Here is a 12,752-nt window from a genome sequence, read left to right on the forward strand (position 1 = left end):
CGACCGCATCGCCGGGTTCATCAGCTGTGCCGGGCGTGCCGCTCTGTTCCGCGTGCTTCTCGATCGCCTCGCGCGCGGCGTGGGCGGCGGCTTGGTCCTCGATGGAGGCGATGCTCAGCCCGTCGCCGGTGATGGGTGGGCGGTGCGCCAAGGGTATGAATCCGCTCTGTGTTGGAAACGAATAGGTGGCGCCTGGGTGTGCCCCGGCGTGGTGGCGGGCTTCCCGGCCGCCTGTTCGGGGGCCGATGCGTGGAAGGGGGGGCCAGGCGATGGCTGGAGAGCCCACGGTGGCGGCGGACGTCGGCAAGCAGCAGGCGGGATCGGACAACGCCTGGCGGATCCTGGACACCATCCGGGACTGGACCAAACACGCGGAGACCAAGGCCGCCACGACCCTCACGGCGGCCGGAGTGGTCGCCGGCGTCCTGTACAGCCTGGTCACCGGTGGCGGTGATCGCTCGGTCTGGTTCGCCTCCGCGGCGGCGGTGTCCGCTGTCTGCACCGTGGCGGCAGGACTCACCGCGGCGCTGGTGCTGTGGCCCAGGCAACGGCTCGCCGTCGGCACCATGCCGACCAGCCTGCTCTTCTACGACCACATAGGCCGGGCATACTCCGCGAGTCATGCCGACTACAGCGACCGGTTGACCGAGTTGCTGCGGGACGAGGACGCGTTGGTGGCCGCCGTCGTGGACCAGATCTGGGCCAACGCTCTCGTGGCTCGCCACAAGTACCGCTGGGTCGGCCGCAGCATCGGCCTGCTGCTGTTCGCGCTGCTGGGCCTGGCGGTGGCGGCGGTTCTCAGCGCGGCCGAGACGGCGGGGTGACCGAGGCGTCATCGCGAGAGACCTCGCAGGGGGAGCGCGGGTGAACGACATGCCCGAACGCGGGGCCGGATCCCCGGAACTGGACACTTTGCCGCGGATGTTCGCCGCGTTGACCCAACCGGCCTGCCCCGACGAGGAACGGCGGGCGGCGCTGGCATGGTTCACCTCGGCATGGCCGCAACTGTCGGCGCGGCTGAGGGCATTGACCGACGGCGCGAATGAAGAAGGTCTCGCGGACGAGGAAAGTCTGGACGTCGTCCGACAGCTGATGCCGTTCCTGGCGGCCGTGCACAACTGGCGGCCCATGGCGGACGTAAGCCGTCTCGGGCTCGACGCCGCCGCTCGCCTGGGTTCCACGACCGACCCGGTGGATCTGTCCCAGAGCCTGGGTGCCGCACTCCAGCAGCTGGAACGCGACGACGAGGCGGAAGAGGCATTCCGGCAGGCCGCCGACCGGGCCGCCGACCTGGGCGACGAGCGGGCCCGTGCCGCGGCGCTGGCCCACCTGGGACAGCTGCGCCATCACCGGGGCGATCTCCCCGAGGCCACCGCGTTGCTGCAACAGGCCGCGCTCGGCTACCGAAGCGTGGGGCACGAGACCGGCGAGGCCCGCAGGCTGGGCGACCTGGCACCCCTGCTGCACCAGCTCGGCGCGCCCGCCGAGGCCGAGCACTATGCCCGCCGCGCGCGGCAGCTGTTCCACGACCTCGGGGACCACATACAAGAGGCCCGCGCGCTGCGGTTGGTCGCGGCGGCCGAGGCGGAGCGTCACGCGGACAAGGACGCACTGCGTTCACTCGACGACGCGCGCGGTGGGCGCCGCGCGTGCGGCCGTGGAGGCTCTGCACACCGCTGCCCTGGTGCATCGGCGCGGCGGGGATCCGGCGGCCGCGCGGGCCGCTGCGGAGCGGGCCCTGGACAGGGCGCGGGCGTTCGGCGACGTGCAGGGGTCGGAGATCGAGCGGTTGTACACGGTCGTGGCGGCGGAGGAGGCGGTGTCGGCCCTGCTGGCCGCGCGGACCGAGGAGGAACGCCCGCGACCAAGGAGGCACTGTTGCGGGCCCTGCCGACAGCCACCCATCTGCACTTCGCCGGGCACGGCCACTACGACCCCGAGGAGCCGCTGGCCTCCCATCTGGCCCTGGCCGACGGCGAACACCTCACGCTGCGCGACCTGTTCGACGGGCAGGCGCTGCGTGGGGTACGCCTGGTCGTCGCGTCCGCCTGCCAGACGGCGGTGACGGACATGACCCGGCTGCCCGACGAATCGGTGGGCCAGGCCGGGGCCACCGCGGTCATCGGGAGCCTGTGGGAGGTCAACGACCGGTCGACGGCGCTGCTGGTCGCCGGAATCTACGACTTCCACCTGCGCGGTGTGCCGGAGCTCGGTGACCCTCCGATGCCGGCCTCGGTCGCCCTGGCCCGGGCACAGGCCTGGATGCGCGAAGGGACCCTCAGGAACTGGATGCCATCGCTGCTCGGGTCGGTCTGCGCCGGCGCACCCATGCCCGCTACGCCGAACACCCGTCCCACTGGGCCCCCTTCGTCCTCGTCGGCGACGGCTGAGGGGGCACCCGGCAGGGCGGCGCGAACGGGAAGCCGTGCGGTGCGGGGGGGGGAGTGGGGACCGAGCGGACACAGGGTCACGAGAAAGCTACAGTGAGCCAACGTCGACGCGGGCGGCGGACAGGGGGAAGCGCACATGGCTGGTGGGGTTCCGATCGACGACGAGGCGCGTGACGACGCCGTCAACGTCCTGGAGGATCTGGTCGAGTGGCACCTCGCGCCGCAGCGCTGGGAGCGGGTCGATTCGATCGTCGGCACGCTCGCCGACGCCCTCGCCCGCGGAGACGGCGAGGCACTGCGTGAGGCCACCGCGGAACTGGAACTCACCGGGCCGGTGCGGGTCACCAGGATCGGCACCCAGTCGGTGATCCCGGTACCGGAGCGGACCCGCGACCGGGCGAACCATCTGGTGCACGCGCTCGGCGGGCAACAGGAGGGGCCGCGATGGGAAGAGCGGGCCGACGCCTCCACGGACGGTCCGGGAGGTGACGGTGACGGAGCCGGAACGCCCGCTCGCTGACCAGGAACTCGTGGTCCACGTCTTCGCACCGACCGACGGTCCGCACGCCAAGACCGCCTACCGGCAGATCCGCGATGTGTGGGACCGATGCCGGGACGGCCTCGGCATGATCGACGAGGTCCCGACCACCGGCCTGGCCACCGCCCTGCCACTCGACGCCGGCACGCTCGCACCGGACCGATCCGCGGCCGCGATCCAGGACCGTGCGGCGGACTACCAGGCCATCGTGCGCCGTGAACACGACGTCGTGAACCTGTCGATGGTGTTCGCCGCCCCGCTGGACACCCCCTCCCGCCGTCTGCGCATCGGTTCCGCGTCGCCGCCCGGCTGGGTCGAGTTCGACCGATGGTGGGACGAGCTGGCGGCGGGCGGTATGGACGCCCAGCTCGGCGTCGTACGCGTGTACCAGGCGAAGGTCGCAGGCCCCTCTGTCCCGCCGCTCGACGTGATCGCACACGAGGTGCGTGCGGTGCTGCCCGGCGCGGACCACGCCCCGTACTGGTGGCAGCGCGGCTGGCGCACCGAGGACGCGATGGCCGTGTGGGAGGTGTCACCGGACGAGGACCAGGCGGGACGGCGTGTCGTCGTCCTCGCCCCCGCGGCGCAGGATGCCGAGCTGAGCGCCTGGACGTTCAGCCAGGGTGGTGAGGCCATGCCGCCGCTGGCCCGCTATCTGATGCACGCGGCGAAACTCCGCTATCAAGCGCGCGTTCGGGGTGACGGCGGGCAGCTCAAGGACCTCATCGACAGGGTGAACGACCACGTCGTACAAGTGCGGGCCGCACTGGAGGCGGACTCGGCCGACTTCACGGCCCTGGCCCGGATGCGGCGGGGCGAGGCCGATCTGGCGTCGGCCCTGAGGGACGTACGCGCCATGCGGCGCACCGTGGACATAGCCGTCGGAAACATGACCGCCGCGCTCGCGCAGCCGTTCCCCGGCGACCGGCGGCTCGCCGAGTGGCTGGGCAGTCAACTGGGCGATGACGCGGAGTACTTGGAGGCAACGCGCGAGGTGGCCCGGGAGATCGGCCGGTTGGCCCAGCAGGACATCACCTTCGTGGAGCGATCGCGGCCGGAGCCGCCTGCTCCACCCGCAGCTGACCGTGCTCGCCGACCCGAGTCCGCGCCCACCGCACGACGGGGCGCGCCAGATCGCATCAGCGTGCGCATGGGCTTCGCCGTGGACATCGAGCGCTACAGCAGCCGTACCTCCCCCGAGAAGGCGCGGGTGCAGGAGCGGCTCGCCGCCCTGGTGCGGGAGGTGCTCGACGACATGGGCTATCGCCTGGAGGAGACCGACCACCAGGACACCGGGGACGGAATGAACGTATTCCTCCCGGTGGACGCCGAACTGCACCGCTCGCTGCCCCAGTTGCTCCTGTCCTGGCAGACCCGTCTCGGGGCCGACAACGACCGCTACCGCGACCGTATGCGGCTGCGCATGTCCACGGCCTTCGGGCCGGTCGGGATCGCCGCGCTCGGCTTCGCCGGGTCCACGATCGTGGACGTCAGCCGACTGCTGAACAGCGCGGTACTGCGCGGTGCCCTGACCGAGCATCCCGACATCGACCTCGCGGTACTGGTCTCCGAGCAGTTGTACGCGTACGTCGTCGGCGAGGGATATCCGGGGCTGGACGCGCGACACTTCGAACGACGCCTGGTCGAGGTGAAGGAGTTCCGTCAGCCAGCCTGGCTGTGGATCCCCGCATGACATCGGGGCGTCGGCGCGGGTCAGGCGCCGACGTGGACGTGTGCCGCCCAGACGCTGGGGTGTCCGGGCATGCGCCGCCGGGCGTCGAGTACGGCTGAGTGCAGCGCGGGCGCGGCCGACTCGGCGGAGAGCCCTTCGGCGGTGCCCGCCCCACGGTAGAAGTCACGCGTGATGCGTCCGGCCGGATGGTCGTCCACGGGCCACAGTGTGCCGATCACGTGCCGGTAGCCCGCGAGATGGAACGCCGAGGTGATGTGGATGCCCTCGTCCGGGAACAGCGCCGCACCCTGCGCGGTCGAACAGGCCGACAGATAGGCGACCTTGGCATCGGTGGGCCGGGCCGTGACGATGTCCGACACCCGCAGCGGCGCGCTGTCGTGGTCGTGAAGGACCAAGGCGCTGCGTGACGGGTAGGCGGTGTCGGTCGTGGCATGGCAGGCGAAGTGCGCCCAACTGTGCTCCGCCAGAGCGGAGAGCACCCGGTCGCGGGTGGCTGCGTCCCGGATCAGCACGGTCTTGGCCACCGGCAGCGCCTCAAGGCGTGCGGTCTCCCGGCGGGTGGCGGGCAGGGCGGCATGCCCGGGCGTGGCCGCCGTGGAGACGACGAGCAGCCTGTCGTGTCCCGCTGGTTGCGGGCGACGGGAGAACGACAGGCTGCGCAGGGTGGGGCTGTAGGAGGACACCACACGGTCGAGTGCTCCTCCCGCGTCCGGGCGCCCATGCGTGTCCTGCCGCTGCGCGGCGTGCAGCGGCAGGAAGGACAGCAGGCCGGTGGGGATCCACCACACCCGGGGGCGCCGGCCGGGAGCGGGTGTCGCGGGTATGCCGAGGTGGCGCAGGACCGGCCCCGTGACCGCGTGCCACAGCCAGTCGAGCACACCCCGGATGTGCTCCTCCTGCCGTTTGCGTGCGTCACGGTCGGAGGTGTCCTCGCCCTGGATGGCCTCCAGCGACGTGAACAGGACGGACACCTGGGCGCGCACCGCTTCCGGCGTCGCGAGCGGCAGCGCGACGCGGGACGGGTGGTCGCCGTGGACGATCAGAGCGTCCGAGTAACGGGTCTTCAACGCCACGTCCAGCGCCGACAGCGGGCGACACGCGTGTCCGCGGCGTCCGCGCAGCGCCGCAGCAGTCCCACGGCGCGCGACAGCAGCCGCTCGTCACGCAGCCGACGGGCCTCCTCCAGAACGGCGACGCCCTCCTCGTACAGCGCACGGGCCATGTCCTGCGAGCCCTCGCCCTCGTCAGACGGCATCCCTCGCCCCCGTGGCCGTCCGCGCCGGCCGCACCGACCCGGAGACGGTGAGCGGGCGCCGCCGGGGGCATTCGACTCGGCACATGGTCATGCTCTTCAGGTGTCCCGGCGCATGACCGGGGTCCCGCGACCACCGCCGGCGGGCGCTCAGCATCCCGTGTGCATGTAGGGCGCCCAGACGGCGGGAGACTTGGCGTAACGGGTGCGCAGACCGTGCACGATGACATGCAGGGCACGGCTCGCCTGCCGTACGTCGAGGCCGGACCCGTAACCGCGGACGGCGCGGTAGAACTGCTCCGTCAGCTTGCCCGATGCCAGGTCGGCGGCTTCCCACATGGCGCCGATCACCTGGGGGAAGCCGGCCACTTGGAAGGCCGACGCCAAGTGGATCGCTTCGTCGGGCAGCCGGTTGGTCCGGGCGGTGTGACAGGCGAGGAGCAGCGCGAGCTGCGCGTGGGGCAGTCGCTGCCGGGAGATCTCGGCGACACTCAGCGGACCGCCCGCGAGGGACAGTCGACTCGCGGCCGGATTCTCCGCATCGCTCACGCCATGGCAGGCGAAGTGCACCACGGCGGCCGCGGGCAGTTCGGCGAGCACCCGGGCCGGGGTCGCATCGGTGCCGTCCAGGACGCGCAGCGCCGCCAACACCCGTGCGACCGAGGCCACTTCCCTGGCGGACGCCCCTCGGGAACCGCCGGCCCCGGTCGGCTGAGCCACGGCCAGGTACGAGCCCCCGGTACCGGCGGGTGCGGCGGCCTGACGGGCGTGGCGCAGCGCCCTGATGCCGGGGGTGTAGGAGGAGGCGACCCGGTCCAGGACCGATCGCCGCTGGGCGAGGTGGCCCTTGCGCTGGTAACCGGCGGCATGCAGCGGCAGGTGGGCCAGGGGGCCGGAGGCGGACCACCACAGCCGGGGGATCGCCTGCCGGGGTGTGTTGTGGGGGAGGGGCGCGGTGAGACCCGCGGCGTCGAGGACCGGTTCGGCCACGGTGTCCCACAGCCACTCCAGGGTGCGGAAGATGACCTCGCGCGCCTGCTCCTGCTCGTGCGGCGAGTCACTGTCCAGGGCGACCGCGGCCAGGAACTCCTGCGCCCTGTCGGCCACATTGCCTTCGGTCACATCGAGCGGCACGTGCCTGATGCCGTCCGTTGTCACCACGAGCGCGTCGCAGCGCAACGGGTCGACGTTGATCATGACGATCGGCCCCTGCGTGGCCTCGTCCCGCAACTGCCGCACGGTCGGCGGCAGCAGGAACCGCTCGAACCCGGGCTGTGCCCGGATGTCCGTCAACAGCCGCCGCCACTCCTCGGCCACGGTGTGCTGCTCGCGCACCCGCGCGGACTCCTCGCCCGTGCCGCCCCGCTCGGCGCGCAGCATCCGCTCACTGAGAGCCGTGAATCGGGCGGCCATCTCGGGACGGGCCTCGGCCAGGTCCGAGACATCGGTACGGGCTTCCAGGTCCTGAGCCATCAGTACGGCCCGACCCTGCTCCAGCAACGTCAGCGCCTGCTCGGGCCGGCCCGCCGCGATGGCCACGGCACATCCGGTACGGCCGAGGCTGGTCCCCGTGATCTGGTCAGGCAGACCCGCGGCACCCTGGCGAGAGGTGGCCATGAGGTAGGGGCGGCCCTGCATCGCGGCGCGCAGGGCGTCCTGGCGATCGTCCCGGCCCAGGGCGCGGGACGTCAGCAGGGGCAGTACGTCCAGCGCGACAGCGGCGGCGTCGGCGGCCTGCGCCCATGCGCGGTTCTCCAGGGCGCGGAGGAGCGCCGAACGAGCGTTCTCGAACCGGGCGGTCGGCGGCAGCAGCTGCTCCGCCGCCGGATCCCACTGTGCCTGGGCCGAGTCGAACGCGTCGTTGTCCGCCCTGACGTAGGCATCGGTGGCGAGTACGGCACGGTGCACCTGGTCGAACGCCGGGCGCAGGCGGCCCTGGAACGGTTCGGTGCCGAGGACCGCCGCCTGCTCCGGCAGAGCCTCCAGTCGCCGCAACGCGTCCTGCGTGACGCGTACCGCCTCCGCCGACCTGACCGGGTCGCGCAACAGCCCTGACAGGTCGGAGAGCGCGTGGGCATAGGTGATCGAGCCGCCCAGCCAGGCGATCGAGCCCATGGGCAGCTGCTCCCTGGCCCAGAGCAGGGCACCCACGGCCCGTTCGACGGTCGCGCTGTGCCGGCACATCACGCCGTACATGTGCCGGTAGTTCTCCACCGTGCACAACAGGTCGATGTAGTGGGGGCTGGCCCGGGGCAGGTCCGCCAGCATTTCGTCACCGCACCTGACGGCCCGCTCCAACTGGGCCGCGTCATTGGTGAGGGTGGAGCCGATGGCCATGACATGGACCAGTACGGAGGCCATCCAGCCGCGTCCGTCGTCCTGGTCCGGTTGCGCGAGCCGGGCGCGCAACTCCTTCTCGGCGAGTACGAGAAGCCGCGGATCGAGTGGACTGCCGTCGTCCGCCACCATGCTGCGCCAGACGGCCGCCGCGTCCGGCGGCAGATCGGCGAGCGGCGGCGGCGCGGTCCCATACAGCGGGGAGACCGGTTCGGGAGCCGGATGCGGACCCGGGGCGGGAAGAGTGTCCGGACCGGGAGGCCAAACGGGCTCGGCGACCGGTGCCGTCATCGCGGAGAACGGGACGCCCTGGCTGTCGGCGTCCCACTCCGTCCCCGGCTGTCCCCCCGACCCGGGGGACACGTAGCCGGGCGGCGTCAGCGGAGCGTCCAGCTGCAACGGGGGCAGTTCCGTCAGCACACCACCGAACAAGGGCTTCAGGTCGCCGATCAGCCCGCTCGCGTTGAACGGGAAGGTGCGCATCAGCCGAGCCACCTTGGCCGCGCCTTCCCGCTTGAGCGCGATGTGCGGAAGCAGCGGATGACCGGCCGGCAACTCGCGCTCCAGTGCGGCCCACAGCTCATCCGACCGCATCACGTCCTCCGGCGACCACGCCAGAAAACCCCGGGCGCTCAGCATGGACGCCATGTTGACGCTGTACATGCCGCGGTCGTCCGGAGGCCCGTCGGTCCGGAACGCCTCAAGGTGTGCGATCGCCTCGTCGACGGTCGCCAGGTCCGGATGGTCGGTCGCCGCCGACATCAGGGCGATCGCCAGGACGAAGTGCGCGGTGGCGGCCTCGTACCGGTCGTAGGGGGCACCATGGCCCCGAGTGCGCTGCACGGCGTCCACGGCGAGGCGTCCCGCGCGGACCGCGGTCTCGACCGCCGAACGGTCCTGGAGGTGCAGGCGGAACCAGGCGACGCCGGCGTAGGCCGCCATACGCCCGACCGCCGCCGCCTCGATGTGGTCCGGCGTGACGGCGGAGAGCGCGGCACGCGCCCGTTCCCAGGCGTCCGTGAGCTGCGCGGTGTTCCCGGACTCGTAGCGCTGGTAGGCGGCCTGGGCGAGCCGGATCAGCAGCGTGGCCCGGGCGAGGTCGTCCTGGGGCAACCGGGCGACGAGGCGCTCGGCTTCGCGTTCGATGGGCGCGGGCGCCTCGAAGTGGCGGGGCAGCGGCAGATCCGGGTACGTGGCCGCGACCGCCACCGGATCGTCCGCCGCGCGGTTCTGCGTCTGTGCGGCGAGACGGTGACGTACTTCCTGGGACAGCCGGTAGTCCCCGTACAGGGCGGAGAGGGTGTGTTCCGCCAGCCACAGATGCAGCGCCCATCGGCCGCGCTCGGGATGGTGATGGGGGGCCGTGTCCAACGCCAGCCCCATCAGCGCGGCCACGGCGGCCGCCGCACCCAAGCCGTCCCCGTTCCACGCGGCGCGCAGCAGCCCCGCGGCCGGCACCAGCCAACTGTGCGGGTCGTCAGTCGCGGACGCCAGCGCTCGGTTCACCTCCGCCGAGCGGCTCACATCGAAACGGGCCAGCATCCGATTCACGACCACATCAATGTCCGGCACGCACCCCAGTCTGCTCGTTCCGCCCACCCGAAGCGCACAGTTGACAGGATGTGACCCAGGTTGACTCCGTCAGGCGATCCATCGACGGGGACGGTTCGCTTGTGTCGACAGCGCGTATGGCAGCAACTCGGGGGCGGAACAGGCTGGTTGAGCCGGTCCTGTAGGACGTCCAACGCCGTCGCCCGAGGACCGGACGTCGAGGCATCGCCTCGAAGTGCGCGCGACGGGTCAACCGGCGAACGCTTCGGTCAGGCTCACCCGGTAGCCGTCCTCTTCCATCAGTACGACGGTGACGCCGAACGGCGAGGGGTGGTCGATCTCGATCGGGATGAAGGAGAAGTCCACCGCGGCCTGGATCGGCGACACCAGTTCGCCGCCCGGCTGCGGCGCGGGGGCCGGCGTCCAGTCCGGGGCGACCGACGCCCAGCCCTCGGGACTGAGGGACAGGAGCTGCTCGTTGTACGGGTACTGGTGCAGGACGTGCCCCTCCCGAGTGGCGAGCACCATGTTCAGGCAGGGCGCCGGGCCGACGATGGGCAGCTCGCAGGCGGTGGCGACGTCGTGGGTCTCCCAGACCAGGACCACCTCGTCCGCGTCGGCCGCCGCGGCGATGTTGGCGAGTTCCGCGATCCCGGTGAGCGCGTCCTGACCGACCTTGAGCGGGCGGGCCCAGATCATCCCGACCAACTCGCCGCGCACCAGCGGCATGATGAGCGGGCGCGGGACCGTGCCCTCGCCCAGCGAGGCGGTGTACGTCTCCTTCGCCACGCCGACCAGTGCGTCCCACATCCGTGCTTCCACGGAAGCCCCTTCCGTCTGCCGAGTCGTTGCCGTCGACCCTGCCATGGGAGTTGAGGCCGTGTCAGCGGGATGATCCGCCAGCACCTGAAGGCGTTCCCGGAATGACCCGAGGGGTTGGGCTGGTCGGTCGGCGTGGCGGCCTCGCAGGCGTAGCCGTATCCGGTGCCCCTGGCGGTGAGCGGGAAGCCCGCCGGGTTATCCGTTCCCGGCGCCCGCCGAGCCAGGGCGGTGACGGGCGCCTCGGCGGTGCCGGACCGCGCCCGGCGCCGCCCATGCGTCACTTCAGCACAGTCGGCAAAGTCGACACCCCACACGCCCCGCCCCCGCCGGCCAGCAGCTCGGTCGGCAGGTGCCGCCGGCGGCCAGGGTCAGACCGGTACTGACCCATGGCGACGCCACGCGCCGGGCGCAGCCGCGCTCCTCACGGCCGAGATTCGCAGGTCGCAGGGCGCGGACGAGGCCGACGTCGACGACCTCTACGGGTTGGCGATCGACGCCGACGACCCGGAATGGTCGCCGTTGGCCCTGACCGAACTCGGCGTACGGATCTATGGACGAGACGGCGCGACCGACGAAGCTGTGGCGCTGCTGCGCCGGGCCGGCACCTCAGGGCACCCCGACATCCAGGCCAAAGCCGCCTGGATCCTGGGACGCCTGCTGGAGGAGAGGGAGGACAACAACGGCGCGATCCAGACGTACCAGGCGGCCATCGCCGCCGAGCACCCCGACCACACCCCGGCCGCGCACTCGGCCCTGGGGCAGCTCTACGGGATTCTGAACCGGGTCGGCCTGGCTACGCGGCACCTGGAGACGGCCTACCGGTCCAGGCATCCCGAGTACCGGCTGGAGGCCGCCTTCCATCTGGGCCTGCTGCACTACTGGTTCAGTCGCTTCCGGCCCGCCGCCGCCCTGTTCCGTGAGGTCGTGGTCGGCAGGGACGCCGAAGTGTGGCCGGTCGCGGGTGTGCTGCTGGGCCGGATGCTCCTGGAACTCGACGACGTCGCGGAAGCGGCCGAAAGGTGGAGACAGGTGGTCGAGTCCGGCATTATGCCGGCCGCCCGTGACGCGGCGGCCGAGCTCCGCACACTGCGTCAGGCCCAGGGGAACGGCTCTGGCGGAGGCGACAGCACCTACGGGTGATGAAGTGACTACGCCGGGTGCCCGCCGGGTCGAAGGGGTCGCGAGCGGCGGCGAGCAGACGGCGGGAAGTGTAGAACGTTCTGCGTTTGACGAGGGCGCGGTATGGGGCTGCACTGGATTTATGGATGCTGCGGCGACTCCGTTCTAGGGAGAGCAGCGATGCAGACCATGGAAACGTTCGACCTTTTGCAGCCGTACAAGATCGCCGAGGAGACCTTCGTCATCCCGTGGGCCCTTGAGGCCCCGCCCGTCGGCCATTTCCCGATGAATTCGATGGTGATCCGGGGAGCCGAGCCGGTTCTCGTGGACACCGGGGCGCCGGCAGTGCGCTCCCAGTGGCTGGAGGCAGCCTGGTCCGTCGTGGATCCTCTGGACGTACGGTGGATCTTCCTCACCCATGACGACCGCGACCACGCCGGCAACCTTCTGGCGGTTCTCGCCGAGTGCCCGAATGCGACCCTGCTGACAACGTGGTTCTCCATCGGCCGGATGGCCGAGGAGTGGGAGACCCCCATCAACCGGTGCCGCTTCATGACCGACGGCGACACGATAGACGTGGGTGACCGCACCCTGGTCGCCAAACGACCGCCCCTGTACGACAACCCCACAACGCGCGCCCTGTTCGACCCGAAGACCAGCGTCCTGTGGTCCGTCGACACCTTCGCCACGAACGTACCCACCCCGATGCCGGACGTCGCGGCGCTGTCCGCGGACGAATTCCGCGACGGCCAGTTCTTCGGCGGACGGCTGGTCTCTCCCTGGGTGGCGCTGCTGGACGAGCAGAAGTTCCGCAGGGTCGTGGACGACTTCCAGCATCTGAACGCCGAGGCCATCGCCGGTTGCCATTGCCCGATCCTCCAAGGCACCAAGATCTCCGAGGCCTACGACTTCCTCCGCCAGCTGCCCGGGATCCCTCCGTGGACAGAGTTCACCCAGGCCGACCTGGACCAGTGGATGGCGGTCGCCGAGAGTTCGGTCCCACGGGAACAGCCGCGGCCGTCGGCGACGTGACCAAGCGTGCTCACACTG

10 protein-coding genes are annotated in these 12,752 nt (G+C 71.5%); 6 read left to right on the plus strand and 4 right to left on the minus strand.

Annotated features, from left to right (window positions below; all coding sequences use genetic code 11):
• Nucleotides 1-269: 269 nt before the first annotated feature.
• Genes OG866_RS42770 through OG866_RS42785 form a run of 4 tightly spaced genes read left to right on the plus strand, consistent with a single transcriptional unit; the run spans nucleotide 270 to nucleotide 4,621 of the window.
• On the plus strand, nucleotides 270-824 hold the full coding sequence (locus tag OG866_RS42770) for a Pycsar system effector family protein (protein ID WP_329343272.1): 555 nt from the start codon (nucleotides 270-272) through the stop codon (nucleotides 822-824).
• Between the two features lie 49 nt (nucleotides 825-873).
• Nucleotides 874-2,487, plus strand: coding sequence for a CHAT domain-containing protein (locus OG866_RS42775; protein ID WP_329344558.1), 1,614 nt, complete (start codon nucleotides 874-876; stop codon nucleotides 2,485-2,487).
• Nucleotides 2,488-2,526: 39 nt separating this feature from the next.
• Nucleotides 2,527-2,910 (plus strand): CATRA system-associated protein, encoded by a 384-nt coding sequence (locus OG866_RS42780; protein ID WP_329343273.1) that lies wholly within the window; start codon nucleotides 2,527-2,529, stop codon nucleotides 2,908-2,910.
• On the plus strand, nucleotides 2,882-4,621 hold the full coding sequence (locus tag OG866_RS42785) for a CATRA conflict system CASPASE/TPR repeat-associated protein (protein WP_329343274.1): 1,740 nt from the start codon (nucleotides 2,882-2,884) through the stop codon (nucleotides 4,619-4,621). Before OG866_RS42780 ends, OG866_RS42785 begins: the two co-directional genes overlap by 29 nt.
• Nucleotides 4,622-4,641: 20 nt before the next feature.
• On the opposite strand, the gene OG866_RS42790 is transcribed toward OG866_RS42785, so the two are convergent.
• The 4 genes from OG866_RS42790 to OG866_RS42805 form a co-directional block, all read right to left on the minus strand.
• Nucleotides 4,642-5,688 carry a CHAT domain-containing protein gene (locus tag OG866_RS42790; protein ID WP_329343275.1) on the minus strand — a complete coding sequence of 349 codons (1,047 nt, stop codon included), beginning with the start codon at nucleotides 5,686-5,688 and terminating at the stop codon, nucleotides 4,642-4,644.
• Nucleotides 5,685-5,876: a hypothetical protein gene (locus tag OG866_RS42795; RefSeq protein ID WP_329343277.1), complete on the minus strand. Its 192-nt coding sequence runs from the start codon at nucleotides 5,874-5,876 to the stop codon at nucleotides 5,685-5,687. Before OG866_RS42795 ends, OG866_RS42790 begins: the two co-directional genes overlap by 4 nt.
• A gap of 147 nt (nucleotides 5,877-6,023) precedes the next feature.
• The gene (locus OG866_RS42800; RefSeq protein WP_329343279.1) at nucleotides 6,024-9,782 is read right to left on the minus strand and encodes a CHAT domain-containing protein; all 3,759 of its coding nucleotides are present in this window, start codon (nucleotides 9,780-9,782) and stop codon (nucleotides 6,024-6,026) included.
• 228 nt (nucleotides 9,783-10,010) lie between these two features.
• Nucleotides 10,011-10,571 (minus strand): hypothetical protein, encoded by a 561-nt coding sequence (locus OG866_RS42805; RefSeq protein ID WP_329344559.1) that lies wholly within the window; start codon nucleotides 10,569-10,571, stop codon nucleotides 10,011-10,013.
• A 495-nt stretch (nucleotides 10,572-11,066) separates the two neighbouring features.
• On the opposite strand from OG866_RS42805, the gene OG866_RS42810 reads away from it, so the two are divergent.
• Both OG866_RS42810 and OG866_RS42815 read left to right on the plus strand, forming a co-directional pair.
• Nucleotides 11,067-11,723, plus strand: coding sequence for a hypothetical protein (locus OG866_RS42810; protein WP_329343281.1), 657 nt, complete (start codon nucleotides 11,067-11,069; stop codon nucleotides 11,721-11,723).
• A gap of 159 nt (nucleotides 11,724-11,882) precedes the next feature.
• Complete coding sequence (locus OG866_RS42815) at nucleotides 11,883-12,734, plus strand: MBL fold metallo-hydrolase (RefSeq protein ID WP_329343283.1); 852 nt, start codon at nucleotides 11,883-11,885, stop codon at nucleotides 12,732-12,734.
• Nucleotides 12,735-12,752: the final 18 nt, after the last annotated feature.

This window comes from Streptomyces sp. NBC_00663 (genome assembly GCF_036226885.1).
Lineage (GTDB): Bacteria > Actinomycetota > Actinomycetes > Streptomycetales > Streptomycetaceae > Streptomyces.